Raw genomic sequence first — 15,273 nt, 5'->3', positions numbered from 1 at the left:
CATGCGGTGCCGGGGACGCGGAGGCAGGGCGATGGGGCGGGGCAGGAAGGAGGCGGTCAGACGACGTCGTAGCCGATGCCCGGGGCGATCTCGTGCAGGAGGGCGTGGATCGTGGGGTCAGCCAGGGGTGCGCTCTCCTCGGGCAGGGTGGGGATGGAGTCGGCGGCGGGCGTCAGCAGGACCGTCATGGCCCGCCCGGTCATGGTCGAGCGCACCCAGAGCCCGTCGAGGCCGGGGAGCTGGTCGTGGATGGCCCGCGCCCAGGAGCGGCAGGTGGCGCGCTCCGCGCTGTCCAGGCTCACCGAGGCGCCGTGGCGCAGCGCCCACGGGCCGGTCATGTCCAGCAGCCGCAGGGGCCGGGTGGGCCGCCAGACCTGGAGCACCGGGGCGTCGCTGCGGGTGTCGATGAGCCGGGTGCCGGCGAAGACCTCGGCGGCGCAGGTCGCCAGGTCGCAGGCGGCGTACAGGACCCCGTGGCCGGGGTGCTCCCCGGGTGGGGGAGGGTGGGGGTCCCAGCGGCAATGGCGCACCGGGCCCCAGGTGCGCAGCCGCCCCCAGGCCAGGGCGTGGGGGCTGGTGGTCGGGGCGATGCGCGCCAGGGGCTGGCCGGCCAGGGTGTGGATCTCCTCCTCGTGCAGGTCCAGGGGCCCCGGGGGAGAGGCGGGGTTCTTCGGGCGGGGGCTCACCGGTGGTCGGCCTCGTCCAGGAGCCGGAGGACCTCGGCGGGGTCCCCGCCCTGGGCGAGCCACTGGACGGGGCTGAGGCCGTCGAGGAGCTCGGGGTCCGCCGTGGTCATGCGGGCCTCCACCGTTGTCGGGCTCAGGGTGGTCCGGATGGCGGGGACGACTGTCTCCAGCCCGGGCAGGGGGCGGGCGCCGTCGAGCTGCCAGGTGGGGAAGCGCAGGGAGCGGCCGCGGTGGTAGGCGTAGAGGGAGCGGCCCGCCGCGCGCGTGATGGTGGAGGGGCTGCGGCCCAGGAGGTCCGCCAGCTCCCTGGTGGACAGGGAGCGCGCCAGGTCCCGTGCGGCGCCCAGGGCGCGGTGCTGGGCCGAGAGCTGCTCGGCGTAGGAGCGGTCCTGAAGGATGCGGGCCGCCTGGCGCCCCCGTGCCCCTGTGGGCAGCCCGCGCGACAGGAAGTCCGACATCCCGGAGGTCAGGGGGGCTGCGCCCGCGCGCTCACGAGCCGCCGACTCGCGCAACAGGATCTCGGCCAGATCCTGGGGGGTCAGGGACAGGTCGGCCAGGACGTCGTGCAGGTCCACCGCAGTCATGCCCCCAGGGTAGCGCATCGAGAATGCATGAGCGTGCGTCATCGATGCGCTACCTATGGGGAGGGCGCGTGGGGCGGGCGCGGCAGCCTCAGCCCCTCAGGTGGGGCCGGCGGGCCAGCTGGTGTGCGGCGTCGAGGATGAAGAGGATGACCGCGGCCCACACCAGTACCATGGCGGCCCACCGGGCCGGTGGGATCTCCTCGTGGAAGACCGCCCAGGCCAGGATGAACTGGATGATGGGGCCCAGGTACTGGCTGATGCCCACCACCGACAGCGCCACCCGGCGGGCGCCGGCGGCGAAGAGCAGCAGGGGCACCGCCGTCACCGGTCCGGCCACCACCAGCAGCACGCCCAGCAGCGGTGAGGCCTGGGGGCCCTGCATGACCGAGGCCCCCTGCCAGGCCAGCCACCCCAGGTATCCCAGGGCCAGGGGCACGACCGTCAGCGTCTCGGCGCACAGGCCCGTCAGGGCGTCGACCTGCGCCGCCACCCGCTTCTTGACCAGCCCGTAGAGGCCGAAGGTGAGGGCCAGCGCCAGGGAGATCCAGGGCAGGGAGCCCTGCGCGAGCACCAGCACTGCGACTCCCGCTGCGGCCAGGGCGATGCACAGCACCTGGGCGCGGCGCAGCCGCTCGCCCAGGACCAGGGCCGCCAGGGCCACGGTCACCAGCGGGTTAATGAAGTAGCCCAGGGCGGCGTCGGCGGTGCGCTCGGTGCTGACCCCGTAGACGTAGACCAGCCAGTTGAGGGAGACCAGGAGGCCGCAGGCCGCCAGGGGCGCCAGGAGGCGGGGCGTGCGCAGGACCCCCGCCAGGGCCCTCCACCGGTGGGAGGCGGCGATGAGCGCCAGGCAGGTGATCAGGGTCCACACGATGCGGTGCCCGATGATCTCCACGCTGCCGGCCGCGGAGAGCAGCCGGAAGTAGAGGGGGAAGAAGCCCCACAGCAGGTAGCAGCCCAGCACCATCGCCAGGCCCGGGGCGGTGGAGCCGCCCGCGGCGGGGCTCCCGGCGGGCGTCGGGGTGGAGGGCTGGGCGGCGGGGGAGGGGGCGCTGTGGGGCTCGGGTCGGGGCATGCGGTCTCGGCTCTGTGTCGGCTGGTGTCGGCTCGGTGTCGGTCCAGTGTCGGTCGGGTGCCGCTCCGGGACTCGGCCCGGTGGAGCGGGGCCCGGGGGTGCGCCTGAGATGCTAGCGCTGCCCCGGTGCCGGCCGTGGAAGCCGTCACCCGGGGGCGGGGGCGAGTATGTCGAGGAGGGCCTTGGCCGCCGGCGCGGGGTTGAATGCGCTCCATGCGAGGTACTCGACGCGGGTGGGGCCCGCCGTGACGGGGATTGTTCGCAGGCCCTCGCTGTTGGTGGGGACCACGGCAGGTGAGAGGAGGGCGACGACGAGCCCCTGCCTGACCAGATCAAGGATGAGTCTGGTGCTCATCACCTCGAAGGCGACGTCGCGATGGAGGCCGGCGGCTTGGAATGCGAGGTCGGAGGGCATCCTGCCCGGCGTGCCCGCGGGGAAGTCGACGAACTTCTCCTCCGCCAGGTCGTCCAGCCGCAGCCGGCGCCGGCCGGAGAGTGGATGATCGGAGGCGACGACGGCGACGAGCTGCTCTCTTGCCATGACCCGTGTGCTGATGCCTGTCGGTGGTGCGCCATCTGGCAGGCCGAGGACGGCGACATCCATGGTGCCCGCGGCGATCGCGGCGATGAACTCGTTACTGCCGCCGTCTCTGAGTCGGATGGTCACCGCCGGGTAGGCGGCGTGGAAGCGGCCGAGGCTGGCGGGGATGTCGATGGTGGTCACCGTCGGGATGACACCGATCGTGAGCGTGCCGCGGACCTGGCCGTCCGCCGCCGCGGCGTCAGTAAGAGCGCGCTCGGCAGCGTCCAGGCTCACCCGGGCCTGCGCGACGAATGCCTCACCGGCAGTGGTGAGCTCGACTCTACGGCTGCTGCGGGCGACAAGGGTGACGCCGAGCTCGCGCTCGAGCGCCTTGACCTGGTGGCTGAGCGAGGACTGCACGACGAAGCAGCGCTGGGCCGCGCGGGTGAAGCTCTTCTCCTCGGCGATGGCGACGATGTAGCGCATCTGCTGCAGTTCCATAGGTCTATGGTGACAGTGCATCCGTACTATGGGAACAATCTGTTGGACTCATGGAACAAGGCGGTCCGACGATGGCGTCATGACCGCCTCGACCATCAGGACGCCCGCGACGAGCACGCCACCGCCTGCATCTCGTTGGACGCCGACGCCCACCCTCAGCCGTGCGGGGTGGACGGTGCTGACGGCAGTCGTGCCGATGGTGTGGGGGAGCACCTACATCGTCACCACACACGCACTTCCCCAGGGCCATCCTCTCTTCGCCGCGATGATGCGATGCCTGCCCGCGGGCCTCATCGCACTGCTCATCGCCCGTCAGGTGCCGCATGGGTCGTGGTGGTGGAAGAGCCTGGTGCTCGGCACCTTGAACATGGGCCTCTTCTTCCCCCTGCTGTTCATCGCTGCGCAGCAGCTCCCCGGTGGTGTCGCCGCCACCCTCGGGGCCGTGCAGCCGATCATCGTGGCCCTCCTCGCCGTAGTGATTCTGCGGGAGATCCTGTCCCTCTGGAGGGTCGGATGGGGTGCCCTGGGCATGATCGGTGTCGGGCTCGTTGTTCTCGGCCCCGATGCAGCCCTGTCCCCTGGAGGAGTCGTCGCCGGCCTTGCCGGAGCGGCATCGATGGGCACGGGAGTCGTACTCACGAAGAAATGGGGGTGCCCCGAAGGGGCCAGCCCGGTCGGCCTTGCCGCGTGGCAGCTGACCGCAGCCGGTCTCGTGCTCCTGCTGCCCGCCGTGCTCCTCGACGGGGCCCCGAGCGGCATTGATCACGCGGCCGTGGTCGGCTACGCCTGGCTGGGCCTGATCGGAGGGCTGCTGGCCTACACCGTCTGGTTCGCCGGCATCCGCCGTCTGTCCGTGACAGCCACGGCGCTGCTCGGACTCCTCTCCCCGGTCACGGCAGCCATTCTCGGGGCGGTCCTCGCCGGTGAAAGGCCCACGTGGGCTCAGATGCTCGGCCTCGCCGCCGCCCTGACCGCCATGGTCGCCGGCCAACTCCCCTCCCCGGCCCAGAGGACCACAGCACAGACAGGAAGGACCACATGATGAGAGTCGCAGTCTTCGGTGCCACCGGCATGGCGGGCAGCGCCATCGTCTCCGAGGCCTTGAGCCGAGGGCATCGGGTTATCGCCGCATCGCGGCACCCCTGCAGCACAGCCTCCGGCGATGACCGTCTCATAGTGCGCGCTGTCGATCTCTCCCATCCCGACGAGGCGGGTCCGCTGCTGGCTGACAGTGACGCCGCGATCCTCACGATTCGTCTTGTTCCAGGCCAGGAGCACCGGCTCGCACCGATGACGCAGGGATTCCTCGACGTGGCTGCACGGCACTGCAGGCCAGTGATCATCATTGGAGGCGCCGCGCCACTGCGCCTACCGAACCACCCCGACCGGCTGCTGATCGACGATCCCGCCTATGTTCCTCAGGCGTGGAAGACGATCGCGCGGGCCAGCCTTGAGCAGTACCGAGTCTGCCAGCTGCACCCCTACTCCGGGTGGGTGTATCTCAGCCCACCTGCCGTCTTCGAGTCAGGGGAGCGCAGTGGCCGCTACCGGCGGGGCACCACCACCCTGCTCACCGACGCCCAGGGCATCTCACGGATCTCCGCACCGGACCTGGCCATCGCCGTGCTCGATGAGCTCGAGCGGCCCAGTGGAGACCGCCACATCACGGTCTGCCAGGAGTCCGCCCCTGAGGACGCGAGGTCCTGAAAAGCGCCCTCATGGCAGCCCGGCCACCGCTGTGCTGCTCGTGGAGCGATGCCGTGGGGCGAGGTGCGGTGCGCCATCGTGGCGCCCAGGGCGGGCTGCACGTCTTCAGCGGTGCGCGGCGCGCCGGCTGCGGGCGCATCGGCGTGATGACGCGGATGCGCCCGCAGGCCGGTCGGTGAAGATGTGCAGCGTCGTGCACAATGGTGGCTGCTTCTCGCCCCGACGAACCCAGGAGGCCCCCATGGCTGACGCCGCACGCGCCCGCAAGGTCGCCGAACGCATCCACGAGACCGTCGCCCGACTCCTGGGCGGCCGTATCAAGGACCCCCGCCTGGGCTTCGTCACGGTCACCGATGTGCGCGTCACCGGGGACCTGCAGCAGGCCACCGTCTTCTACACCGTCTACGGATCCCAGGAGGAGCGGGAGAGCTCGGCCAAGGCTCTGGCCTCCGCCAAGGGGCTCATCCGCTCCGAGGTGGGCAAGGCCCTGGGCATCCGCCTGACCCCGACCATCTCCTTCCAGCTCGACGCCCTGCCCACCACCGCCAGGACCTTCGAGGACGCCCTGGCCCAGGCCCGGGCCCGCGACGAGCAGATCGCCCGCAGCGCCCAGGGCGCCACCTACGCGGGCGAGGCCGACCCCTACCGGCACGACGACGACCCGCAGGAGGAGGTGCAGGAGGACTCGCCAGAGGACCCTGCCCCGGGTGCCGGGAGTGAGGCCGATGCCACCGGCGCTCCTGAGGCGCACTCCGGTACCGTGCCCGGCTCCCAGAGCTCCGAGGATCGGTGACCCGCGCCGGGAGGCGCGGCCAGGAAGGTCAGCGCGGCCAGGAAGGCCAGGATCGCGCGCGGCCCCGGGTGGCGCGCGCTGCGGTCAGCGCCGCGGACGGGCTGCTCCTGGTGGATAAGCCCGCGGGGATCTCCAGCCACGACGTCGTGGCCGCCGCCCGCCGACTGGCAGCCACCCGCAAGGTCGGGCACGCCGGCACCCTGGATCCGATGGCCACCGGCCTGCTTGTGCTGGGAATCGGGCGGGCCACCCGACTGCTGACCTACCTGGTGGGCGCCGATAAGGACTACGAGGCCACCCTCCGCCTGGGCCAGGAGACCCTCACCGAGGACGCCGAGGGGGAGATCACGGCCGGCGCCGGCTGCCGCCCCGAGGACCTGACCGAGGTGCGGCTGGGCACCGCCCTGGCGCGCCTCACCGGCGAGATCATGCAGGTGCCCAGCGCGGTCTCGGCCATCAAGGTCGGCGGAGTGCGCTCCTACGCCCGGGTGCGCCAGGGCGAGGCCGTCGAGCTCGCCGCCCGCCCGGTGACCATCAGCGCACTGGAGCTGCGCGGGCAGCCGCGCGCGGCCACGGCGGCGGACGGCACCGCGGTGGTCGACATGGACCTGGGCGTGTCCTGCTCCTCGGGCACCTACGTGCGCGCCATCGCCCGCGACCTGGGCGCGGCCCTGGGCTGCGGCGCCCACCTGACCGCCCTGCGCCGCACGCGCGTGGGGCCCTTCGACGTCGGGGAGGCGGCGACCCTGGAGGCGCTGAGCGCCCAGGTGGAGGCCGACGCCGCCAGCACCCGGCCCCGTGGCCTCAGGGTCCTGGGCCTGAGCGAGGCGGCCCGCCGCTGCTTCCCGGCCGTGGAGCTCACCGGGGCCGAGGCCGGGGCGGTCAGCCACGGCCAGGCCCTTCCCGCCTCCACCCTGGAGCGGGCCCAGGCCCCCGCCCGACCCATCGCACCGAAGGCCGCGGCCGCCAAGGGCGCCGAGGAGGTAGAGGGCACCGGCCCGCAGCCGGTGGTGGCCGCCTTCGCCCCCGACGGCGCCGTGGTGGCCCTGCTGGCGGCCAAGGGCTCACGCGCCCGCCCGGTACTGGTCCTGGCGCCGGCCTGAGGCGCGTTGCACATCAGGGGGACCAGGAGTTCAGGAATCCAGGAATACAGGGGCCCGGCAGATGCTTGATACTGGCGACGACTGTCAGGGACCGGCCACCGCGGCCACGACCACTGCGGCCACGAGCGGGGAAGACCCCGCGCCAGGACCACAGTCCACCCGATCTCAGTCCACCCCTCCATGGAGACCAGGGCACAACCAGGGGAGCCCTCCTGCGCTCAGCGCGGGCGAGGACCCCGAAAGGCGGCATCAGTGAGCCAGACGAGCACCGAGACCACCCAGCAGACCACCCAGCCCACCGGCGAGGCCGGCGGACGCCCCCGCAGCGGTGGCTGCCGCTGCGGCTGCCGCGGGCACGGCCGGGCCCGCGACGACGAGAGGCTCCCTGCCCCCACTGTGGCCCAGCCCATGGCCCCCGGCAGCGCCGCGGCCACGGAGGCGACGGCGTCGCAGGCCCAGACCGGCGGTACCGGTGCCGGAGCCCCCGGCCTGAGCGAGGCTGCGGCCATTGGTGCCGCGGTCGGCGCCGCCATGGGCGCACCGCTCACGGCACAGGACCAGCCCAGTGGTCGGCCCAGTGGCCAGTCCAGCAGCCGGAGTGCCGCCGACGCCGGGGTCGTGCCCGGGCACAAGGCCGGCAACGCCCTGGGGCTCAGGGACGTCTCGGCCCGGCCCACCGGGGGCTGCGGCTGCGGCTCCCACTGACCGCCGCTCCCACTGACCGCCTCCAGCCCGGGCTGGGCGCCCCACTCACCCCACCCGGGCCGGCAGTCTCACACCGACTGGCGCTGGAGGGCCTGGGAGACGACGGACAGGCGCTCAGCGGCCTGGGCGCGCTCGTAGCGCCCTAGGGCCAGGTCCTCGACCACCGCCCCGTCGACGAGCACCAGGACCCGGTCGGCCCGCACCGCCACATGGGCGTCGTGGGTGACCACCATGAGGGTCGTGCCCGAGGCGTGGACCTCCCCGAGCAGGTCGAGGATCTGGGCGGCGGAGGAGGAGTTGAGCGCCCCGGTGGGCTCATCGGCGAAGACGATGCCCGGGTCGTTGATCAGGGCGCGGCAGATCCCGGCGCGCTGGAGCTGGCCCCCGGAGACCTCCGTGACATCGCTGCCCGCCAGCCCGCCGATGCCCATGCGCTCCATGAGCTCGCGCCCGCGGGCCTCGACCTGCGGGCGGGGGCGCTCACCGGCCAGGAACCCCGGCAGGACGATGTTGTCGAGCAGGCACAGCGTGGACAGCAGGTGGGCCTGCTGGAAGACGAAGCCGAAGCGGCGCAGGCGCAGTGCCGCCAGCTCGCGCTCATCCAGGGCGGCCAGATCCACCGTCCGCTGCCCGGGCGCCGCCTGAGCACCCGGGCCATCGGCCTCATCCCCTAGGAGCAGCACCTGGCCGCCCGAGGGCCGGTCCATGCCGCTCAGGCAGTGCAGGAGCGTGGACTTCCCCGAGCCCGAGGGCCCCATGACCGCCACGAACTGGCCGCGCCCGATCTCCAGATCCAGGCCCTCGAGCACCGCGGCGCCCTGGGCGTCATAGGCCTTGCTCAGGCCCCGGGCCTGCAGCACCGGCGGGGTCGACGCCGTCCCCTGCGAACCGGGGGCGGGCGCCGCAGGTGCCTGAGCCGCCGGCTCCGCCGTCACCGGTGCCCGGAGCGCTCCTGCTGCCACCGGGGTGCTGTCACTGCTCCTCATTGCGCGTTCTCCTTACCGTCAGTGTGCTCGTGGTGCTCGTGCTGCTGATCGTCGTGCTTGTGATGCGGATGGTGACTGGGCCCCGGGGCAGTGCCCGGGTCGGGGCCCGTGGCTGTGGTCCTGGGCCGGATGCTCGGCGGCGGGCTGCCCCGCCCACTGCCCAGTCCGATGGGTGACGTCATGGCGGGCCCCCTCACAGCGGACTCGATCCGCGGGAGCGGGGCAGGGCCAGGACGACCGCCCCGGCCACGGCCGCTACCAGGGCTGCGGGAAGGACCAGGCCCACCAGCCACGGATCGGCCAGCAGCTCGACCGTGGGCGCCCCGCGCGAGCCCAGGACCGCGCCGATGGCGGCCTCGCCCAGGGTGAAGGCCAGGACCATGCCCGCGGCCAGGCCCACCGCCGTGATCACCCCGAAGCGGGCGAGGTACTGCGCGGCGATGGCCCGGCGCGTGCAGCCCAGGGCGCGCAGCACCCCCACCGCCGTGCGCTCGCGGGCCAGGACCAGCACCGCGAAGAGCACCGTGATGAGGAAGGACAGTCCCAGCGCGATGATGCAGGCCATGGTGGCGATGAGGCGCACCTGGGAGCCGGTGGCGCCGAAGAACTGGGAGGCGTACTGGCTCATGGCCGTGACCTGCACGCCCTCCAGGCCCGAGCCAAGGTCCTCGGCCACGGCCTGCTCCTGCTGCCCCTGGCCCAGGTCGGCGTAGATGAGCTGCCACAGGGCGGGGGCGCCGTCGTCGAAGGTGGCCTTGGCGGTCAGTCCATTGTTGGTGATGTCCTGGTAGATGCCGGTCACGCTCAGGGAGCGCTCCCCCTCAGTGGTGGTGATGGTCACCGTGGAGCCGACCTGGGCGCCGGCGGCCTGCGCCTGGTTGTAGGACAGCGAGATCTCCTGCGGCCCGGTGGGGGCGCGGCCCGAGAGGTAGGTCATGGGGAAGGCCGTGTGATCCCCGATGTCGATGAGCACCGGCTCCCACTGTCCGCCGCTGGTCTCCATGGTGTACTGGCGGCGCAGCACCGTGGTGTGGCGCGAGATGCGGGGGTCGGCGGCGACCCGCTCCTCCACCGCCCCGAGGTCCTGGACGCCGGCGCGCACGTCGATGCGCAGATCCGCCTGGCCCGAGCCCAGGTAGGTGGCGATCCGGGGGTCGTCCAGGGTGGTGGCCACATTGACCGGCAGCACCATGGTGAAGGTGCACAGCGTCAGCACCCCCACCAGCAGTGCGTTGGAGGGGCGCATCGCCTCGCGCATCCCGAGCCACAGCTGGACGGGAAGGCGCCGGGAGGACGACAGGCGCCAGCGGTGGCGCCGAGGGCGCAGTGCCCCACTGGTCCCGCTGCGCAGCGCCTCGACGGCGGAGATCCTGCCCACGCGCCGCAGCGTCATCAGGGTGAAGCCGATGATGGATCCCGCCAGGGACAGCGTGGCCGCCAGGGGGAGGCCCAGGCTCCAGGCCGTGGTGGGGGGCTCACCCAGGTAGAGGACCGCCGGGGCCTCCAGGGCCCCCGCCAGGGGGATGGCGGCGGCGTAGCCCACCACCGAGCCGACCAGGGCCAGCACCGTGTACTTCAGTGCGTACAGCCGGCGGATCCTCTTCTGGGGCGCTCCGATGGCCTTGAGCACCGCGATCTGGGGCAGGTCAGCCTCGATGGCGGCCAGGACGGTGTAGCGCAGTGCCAGGACGGCCACCACCGCCAGCACCAGGGCCACCACCAGGGCCACCGCGGCGATGAGCATGGTGCTCAGGGCATTGATGAGGCTGATCATCGAGCCGTCGATGGCGATGCCCGTGGCGGGCAGGCCAGCAGCCTTGTAGGCCTCGGTGACCGAGCCGGGACGGGCGGAGTCGGCCAGGTCGAACTCGATGAGGTACTCGGGCTCGGTGATGCGCTCGGCCAGGGCGGAGAAGTCCTGGGGGCTGACCACCAGGCGCTTGGAGGGGACCATGGGGGCGTTCATCTGGGCATCGCGCACGAAGCCCACCACCTCCAGGTCCATGCGCCAGCCCTGGCTCTCCACCGTGATCGTGTCCCCGACCTCGGCCATGCCCACCGCCTGGTAGTGGATGGGCAGGAAGACCTCGCCCGGGCCCGGATCCGCCGGCTCGCCGTGGTCATCGAGCAGCAGGTCGATGCGGCTGGGGGCCGTGACGAAGGCGGGCTCGTAGTAGGAGTCGGCCTGATTGGCCCCGTCGATCCACAGCTCGTGGCGGGGAACCGGCAGGGTGGTGATGACCTCGTGCTCGAGGATCTCGCTGCGGCCATCGGCCCAGGCCTCGATGGCTGCGGGATCGGCCTCGCCGGTGTGCATCTGGATCAGGTCGGGGACCCTGGCGCGCTCGGCCAGCCGGTTGGTGGCCGCCGTGGTGTCCACGATGAGCCAGGTGCTGGCCGAGGCCAGGGCGGCGGCCAGGGCGATGAGGGCGGCCAGCGTCACCGCGACGACGGGGCTGGTGGCCAGGTCGGCACGGAGCAGTCGTCTCACCATGAGGGCGCCTCCTGTGGGATGGGCCGCTCCGCGGGGCGGATGCGGCGCGGCGCGTGCCCGGAGCGGGTCTCGCCGTGGTGGTGGGCCCCGGGGAGCGTCCCGGGGGATGTCTGCGGGGTGGCGGCGGGGGCCAGGGCCCCGCGGCGCACGTGGATGAGGAGGGCCAGGACGATGGTGCCCAGGCCCGCCAGGGCCACCATGAGGGCGGCCCCACGGCCCTGCCCGGTGCCCAGGAGCGCCCCGATACTGGGCGCCAGGGCCCCGGTGGGCCGCAGGAGCGGTTCGAGGACGGCGTCGGACAGGGCGCCCACGCTGAGGTAGGCGGCCAGGTAGCCGAGCTGTGTCACCAGGCTGATGACCCCCCAGACCCGGGCCTGGTGGTCGGCGGCGACGCTGCGTCGCACCAGGGTCTCGGCCCCGGCCTGGCACAGTGACAGGGCGGCGAAGACGGCGAAGCCGCTGAGCGCCACCCACCAGGTCCACGACCGCAGCGAGAGAAGGACCATGGCCGCGCCCGTGGCCGCGGTGCCCGCGCTGAGCAGGGTGGTGGGCTGGGCCCGCGACAGCAGGGTGACCAGGGCGGCGCCGGCCAGGATGCCGGTGGCGGCCAGGGTCTCGACCCGGCCCATGGCGGCGGCGTCCACATGCGGCAGGAGGATCGGCTTGAGCAGGACCTGCACGGTGCCGATGGCCAGGGTCATCACCGTCATGAGGCTCACGATCGTGCGCAGGCCGGGGTGGTGGAGCACCGCGCGCCATCCGCCCAGTAGGTGCCCGGCCGCTCCCTCGGGCTCCGCCGGAGTGCCGGCGCTGGCCCCGGCGGAGCCCGAGGCGGTGGCGGCGCGCAGGGTGCGCATGACCACCACGGAGCAGGTGACGGTGACCAGGCAGGTGGCCGCGTCCATGACCACCAGGGCGCGCAGCCCCACCAGGGGCAGGAGAGCCCCGGCCAGGAAGGGGGAGACGAGGTAGCGCGCGGCGGTGGCGGCCTGGAGCAGCCCGGCGCTGCGCACATGGTCCTCGGCGGGGACCAGGTCGGTGATCGAGGCGCGCAGGGCGGGCTCGGTCAGTGCCGCCAGGCAGGAGGATGCGGTCACCCCCGCCAGGATGACCTCCAGGCGGGGCGAGGGCGAGCTCAGCGCGGCCAGTACCACCCCCAGGCCCAGGACCGATCCGCCGTCGCCGATGGCCATCATGAGCCGGCGGTCGAAGCGGTCGGCCAGGGCGCCGGCCAGTGGGGCCAGCAGGATGATCGGCGCGAAGGCGCACAGCTGGACCAGGGCCACGGCCGTGGCGGTGCCCTGGAGCTGGTAGGCGAAGACCCCCAGGCCGAAGGCCGTCATCCCGGTGCCCACGGAGTTGATGAGTACCCCGATGAGCAGGATCGTCAGGCTTCTCATGGCTGGGCCTCCTCAGATGCTGCCTCCTCAGATGCGGCCTCCTCGGTTGGGGGCTGACCGCCGGCTCGGGCCCCTGGCGGGTCGCCCTCGGGCGCCTCGGCATCGGGGGCGGCGGGGGCCAGCGCGCCGGGTGCGCAGCCCAGCAGGACCTCCGCGGCATGCACGATCGCGGCGGCACGGCGCGGGGCCTCCTGGGCCTCTCCGGTGAAGATCCCCTCATCGAGGAGCATGCCGGCGCTGGTCAGGAGGATCTCGATCATCTCGCGGGGCCGGCGGGCATCGAAGGTGCCCTCGGCGTTGCCCTGCTCGACGATCCCGGTGAGCACGGGGGTGAGATGGCGGACCATCTCCACAATGCTCAGGAGGTGGAACTCGGCGTTGCCCGGGGCGTGGAGCTGCTCGGCCAGGTCCCGCTCGGGCTGCTCGACGCGCGCGGAGGCCAGGACGGCCAGGAACCTGTCCACGGCGGTGCCCGGGCCCTCGGCGATGGCACGGGCCCGGGTGACGATCCCGTCGGTGGTGCGCGCGATGAGGGCGGTGAGGATCTCCTCCTTGGAGGAGAAGTGGTAGTAGAGGGTGCCCTTGGCGATGCCGACCTCGGTGAGGATGTCCTGCACGGAGGTGGCCTGGACGCCCTTGGCGATGAACAGCCGCTGGGCGGCGTCGAGGATCTCGGTGCGGCGCTGCGGGGCCGGCTTGGCGGTGCGTGGGCTGGTCGTGGGGGAGTGGCCCCCTGGTTTCGGTGGCGTGTGTGGCATCGGTGGCCCTCAATCGTGGTGCTGTGCGGCTCTGGTCGGGTCGGCGAGGGTGCGGTAGGAGGTGGTCGGCACTGGCCGGAGGCCCGTGCATCTGCGGCTCGGTGTTCCTGGATGGTTCCTGGATGTCACTGGGCTCCCGGATGCCACTGGCCCTTGTATCGACCGACCGTCGGTCGATACAAGGGTAACCCTGCTCTCACCAGGCGGTCAAACGCTCGGCGGGTCGCGCTGCGAGGCCGGATCGTGGCAGTGTTTGACCCGCAAGAGCGGCAGGACCTCCGACCTGCCGGGTGGATCGAGAACAGGACGTCCGTAGTGCAGGTCTGGTATGGCGCCGAGCAGGTGCCGGAGGCTCTTAGCTCGCCGGCGGGACCGGGCAGCGTGGTGAGCATCGGTGTTTTCGACGGTGTCCACCGCGGTCATCAGGCCATCCTGGAGCGGGTGGTCCAGCGGGCGCAGCAGATGGGCGCCCGGGATGAGGCCGGCGCCCGGCCGCTGGCTGTGGCGATGACCTTCGACCCCCATCCCCGCCACGTCCACCAGCCCGACCAGCGCTTCCCCCTGGTCACCTCCCTGACCGACCGCCTGGCCTCGCTGGAGGCCGTTGGCCTGGACGCCGTCCTCGTGGTGCCCTACGACCTCGACTTCGCCGCCCAGGGGCCCGAGGACTTCATCCGCACCTGGCTGCACGATCTGCTGGGGGCCAGGGCCGTCGTCGTGGGCCATGACGTGCGCTTCGGGCGCGGCAACAGCGGGGACGCCCGCGTCCTGGAGCGCATCGGCGCACGCCTGGGCATCGAGGTCGAGATCCTCACCGAGGTCTGCTCGGGGCGGGGGCGGCGGTGGTCCTCGACCTGGATCCGCCAGTGCCTCAAGGACGGCAGGGTGCGCGAGGCCGCCGATGTCCTTGGCCGTCCCCATCGTCTGCGCGGCACCGTCGTCCACGGGCTGCGCCGCGGGCGCGAGCTCGGCTTCCCCACGGCCAATCTGGAGGCCGCCACCGCCGGAGTGGTCCCGCCCGACGGCGTCTACGCCGGCTGGCTGGTGCGCGACCAGGGGGCCGGGTCGGGTGAGCGCCTGCCCGCCGCCATCTCGATCGGCACCAACCCCACCTTCGACGACGTCCCCCAGCGCACGGTCGAGGCCCATGTGCTGGGCCGGGCTGACCTCAACCTCTACGGCGAGGAGATCGGCGTCGAGCTCGTCGAGCACCTGCGCCCCATGCTCGCCTTCGACGGCCTGGACCCCCTCCTGGCCCAGATGCGCACCGATATCCAGGACACCGCCCGGATCCTGGGCGTCCCCGAGCCCGGCCCCATCCGCCCCGAGGACGTCACCGCTCACTAGCGGTGCCGCCCTGGGGCCCGGAATGCGGCCGGCGGGGCGGGTCTGGGGGCGGCGGGTCTGAGGGGCGGTGAGGTTGGCCTGGGGCGCCTGGGGTGCGTGCGGGGCTGGTGGAGTTCACGTTGGGCGTCGTTTGGCGGCTTGTGCGTCGCTTCGCGACATGGACGCCCCCTACAGGTGTCGCCTGCGTCGCGAAGTGACGCACCCGTCGCGATGTGGGGCTCAACGTGACCGCCGCTTGCGCCGCCGGGCGCCTCGCCTTCGCCTGCCGCTGCTACGGCTGGCGGGGGCTGGTGCGTGCGGGGCGGCCGCAGGCGCTCCGGGGCCACGTGCTGTGGCCGGTGGGGCTCGCCCCGGCTCACCGGGCCCCAAGTCGCCGGCGCCGGAGGCTGATATGGGCAGGATGCTCGCGCGCTCTCCGGGGACCACCTGCTGCGGTCCGCCGGGCCGGGCCCCCAGTGCGCCGGGGCCGGTTGTGTTTTGCGGGGTTGTCTGCAGATCGCCGGGGTCGTCAGTGATTCGGGCCCCCAGGACCCCACCGATCTACCGACATCCCCGGAGATCCACCGACAACCCCGCGATCTGCAGACGGTCCCGGTGCTCTCGCCCCTCCC

General features: G+C 73.0%; 14 protein-coding genes. 6 read left to right on the top strand and 8 right to left on the bottom strand.

Translation table 11 applies throughout. The features are described from left to right. Nucleotides 1-56 precede the first annotated feature (56 nt). The 4 genes from MANAM107_RS00770 to MANAM107_RS00755 form a co-directional block, all read right to left on the bottom strand. The gene (locus MANAM107_RS00770) at nt 57-686 is read right to left on the bottom strand and encodes an RES family NAD+ phosphorylase (protein WP_223909857.1); all 630 of its coding nucleotides are present in this window, start codon (nt 684-686) and stop codon (nt 57-59) included. Next, complete coding sequence (locus MANAM107_RS00765; RefSeq protein ID WP_223909853.1) at nt 683-1,270, bottom strand: hypothetical protein; 588 nt, start codon at nt 1,268-1,270, stop codon at nt 683-685. The genes MANAM107_RS00770 and MANAM107_RS00765 overlap by 4 nt, the downstream gene beginning before the upstream one ends. A gap of 88 nt (nt 1,271-1,358) precedes the next feature. Then, nucleotides 1,359-2,345, bottom strand: coding sequence for an EamA family transporter RarD (gene rarD / locus MANAM107_RS00760; RefSeq protein WP_223909850.1), 987 nt, complete (start codon nt 2,343-2,345; stop codon nt 1,359-1,361). Nucleotides 2,346-2,490: 145 nt separating this feature from the next. Next, nucleotides 2,491-3,369 carry a LysR family transcriptional regulator gene (locus tag MANAM107_RS00755; RefSeq protein ID WP_223909846.1) on the bottom strand — a complete coding sequence of 293 codons (879 nt, stop codon included), beginning with the start codon at nt 3,367-3,369 and terminating at the stop codon, nt 2,491-2,493. A gap of 79 nt (nt 3,370-3,448) precedes the next feature. Here MANAM107_RS00755 and MANAM107_RS00750 point away from each other — a divergent pair, with 79 nt between their 5' ends. The 5 genes from MANAM107_RS00750 to MANAM107_RS00730 all read left to right on the top strand — a co-directional run bounded on the left by MANAM107_RS00750 (nt 3,449) and on the right by MANAM107_RS00730 (nt 7,677). After that, nucleotides 3,449-4,411, top strand: a complete 963-nt coding sequence (locus MANAM107_RS00750) for an EamA family transporter (protein ID WP_223909843.1) — start codon at nt 3,449-3,451, stop codon at nt 4,409-4,411. Then, entirely contained in the window at nt 4,408-5,076 is a 669-nt protein-coding gene (locus MANAM107_RS00745; RefSeq protein WP_308443627.1) for an NAD(P)-dependent oxidoreductase, read from the top strand. The genes MANAM107_RS00750 and MANAM107_RS00745 overlap by 4 nt, the downstream gene beginning before the upstream one ends. Nucleotides 5,077-5,317: 241 nt before the next feature. After that, entirely contained in the window at nt 5,318-5,869 is a 552-nt protein-coding gene (rbfA, locus tag MANAM107_RS00740) for a 30S ribosome-binding factor RbfA (RefSeq protein WP_223909840.1), read from the top strand. Then, nucleotides 5,866-6,972 carry a tRNA pseudouridine(55) synthase TruB gene (gene truB / locus MANAM107_RS00735; protein WP_223909837.1) on the top strand — a complete coding sequence of 369 codons (1,107 nt, stop codon included), beginning with the start codon at nt 5,866-5,868 and terminating at the stop codon, nt 6,970-6,972. The genes rbfA and truB overlap by 4 nt, the downstream gene beginning before the upstream one ends. 252 nt (nt 6,973-7,224) lie before the next feature. Further along, nucleotides 7,225-7,677 (top strand): hypothetical protein, encoded by a 453-nt coding sequence (locus MANAM107_RS00730; RefSeq protein WP_223909834.1) that lies wholly within the window; start codon nt 7,225-7,227, stop codon nt 7,675-7,677. Nucleotides 7,678-7,745: 68 nt separating this feature from the next. Here the strand turns inward: MANAM107_RS00730 and MANAM107_RS00725 are convergent, their stop codons facing one another. From MANAM107_RS00725 to MANAM107_RS00710, 4 genes are all read right to left on the bottom strand, one after another. Then, nucleotides 7,746-8,663: an ABC transporter ATP-binding protein gene (locus tag MANAM107_RS00725; protein WP_223909831.1), complete on the bottom strand. Its 918-nt coding sequence runs from the start codon at nt 8,661-8,663 to the stop codon at nt 7,746-7,748. A gap of 193 nt (nt 8,664-8,856) precedes the next feature. Beyond that, nucleotides 8,857-11,157, bottom strand: a complete 2,301-nt coding sequence (locus tag MANAM107_RS00720) for an FtsX-like permease family protein (protein ID WP_223909828.1) — start codon at nt 11,155-11,157, stop codon at nt 8,857-8,859. Further along, complete coding sequence (locus MANAM107_RS00715) at nt 11,151-12,557, bottom strand: MFS transporter (RefSeq protein WP_223909825.1); 1,407 nt, start codon at nt 12,555-12,557, stop codon at nt 11,151-11,153. Before MANAM107_RS00715 ends, MANAM107_RS00720 begins: the two co-directional genes overlap by 7 nt. Then, nucleotides 12,554-13,315 carry a TetR/AcrR family transcriptional regulator gene (locus tag MANAM107_RS00710; protein WP_223909820.1) on the bottom strand — a complete coding sequence of 254 codons (762 nt, stop codon included), beginning with the start codon at nt 13,313-13,315 and terminating at the stop codon, nt 12,554-12,556. The genes MANAM107_RS00715 and MANAM107_RS00710 overlap by 4 nt, the downstream gene beginning before the upstream one ends. Nucleotides 13,316-13,630: 315 nt before the next feature. On the opposite strand from MANAM107_RS00710, the gene MANAM107_RS00705 reads away from it, so the two are divergent. Beyond that, nucleotides 13,631-14,662: a bifunctional riboflavin kinase/FAD synthetase gene (locus tag MANAM107_RS00705; RefSeq protein WP_223909817.1), complete on the top strand. Its 1,032-nt coding sequence runs from the start codon at nt 13,631-13,633 to the stop codon at nt 14,660-14,662. The last annotated feature ends 611 nt before the right edge of the window (nt 14,663-15,273 follow it).

The organism is Actinomyces capricornis, assembly GCF_019974135.1.
GTDB classification, from domain to species: Bacteria; Actinomycetota; Actinomycetes; order Actinomycetales; family Actinomycetaceae; genus Actinomyces; species Actinomyces capricornis.
This window is presented reverse-complemented; position numbering and strand designations above follow the sequence as displayed.

What these genes read in the sequence shown, in the direction of transcription:
- MANAM107_RS00765 (WP_223909853.1), bottom strand. Translation starts at nt 1,270, where the DNA reads ATGACTGCGGTGGACCTGCACGACGTCCTGGCCGACCTGTCCCTGACC.
- MANAM107_RS00745 (WP_308443627.1), top strand. Translation starts at nt 4,408, where the DNA reads ATGATGAGAGTCGCAGTCTTCGGTGCCACCGGCATGGCGGGCAGCGCC.
- MANAM107_RS00725 (WP_223909831.1), bottom strand. Translation starts at nt 8,663, where the DNA reads ATGAGGAGCAGTGACAGCACCCCGGTGGCAGCAGGAGCGCTCCGGGCA.
- rbfA (WP_223909840.1), top strand. Translation starts at nt 5,318, where the DNA reads ATGGCTGACGCCGCACGCGCCCGCAAGGTCGCCGAACGCATCCACGAG.
- MANAM107_RS00710 (WP_223909820.1), bottom strand. Translation starts at nt 13,315, where the DNA reads ATGCCACACACGCCACCGAAACCAGGGGGCCACTCCCCCACGACCAGC.
- rarD (WP_223909850.1), bottom strand. Translation starts at nt 2,345, where the DNA reads ATGCCCCGACCCGAGCCCCACAGCGCCCCCTCCCCCGCCGCCCAGCCC.
- MANAM107_RS00750 (WP_223909843.1), top strand. Translation starts at nt 3,449, where the DNA reads ATGACCGCCTCGACCATCAGGACGCCCGCGACGAGCACGCCACCGCCT.
- MANAM107_RS00755 (WP_223909846.1), bottom strand. Translation starts at nt 3,369, where the DNA reads ATGGAACTGCAGCAGATGCGCTACATCGTCGCCATCGCCGAGGAGAAG.
- MANAM107_RS00720 (WP_223909828.1), bottom strand. Translation starts at nt 11,157, where the DNA reads ATGGTGAGACGACTGCTCCGTGCCGACCTGGCCACCAGCCCCGTCGTC.
- MANAM107_RS00715 (WP_223909825.1), bottom strand. Translation starts at nt 12,557, where the DNA reads ATGAGAAGCCTGACGATCCTGCTCATCGGGGTACTCATCAACTCCGTG.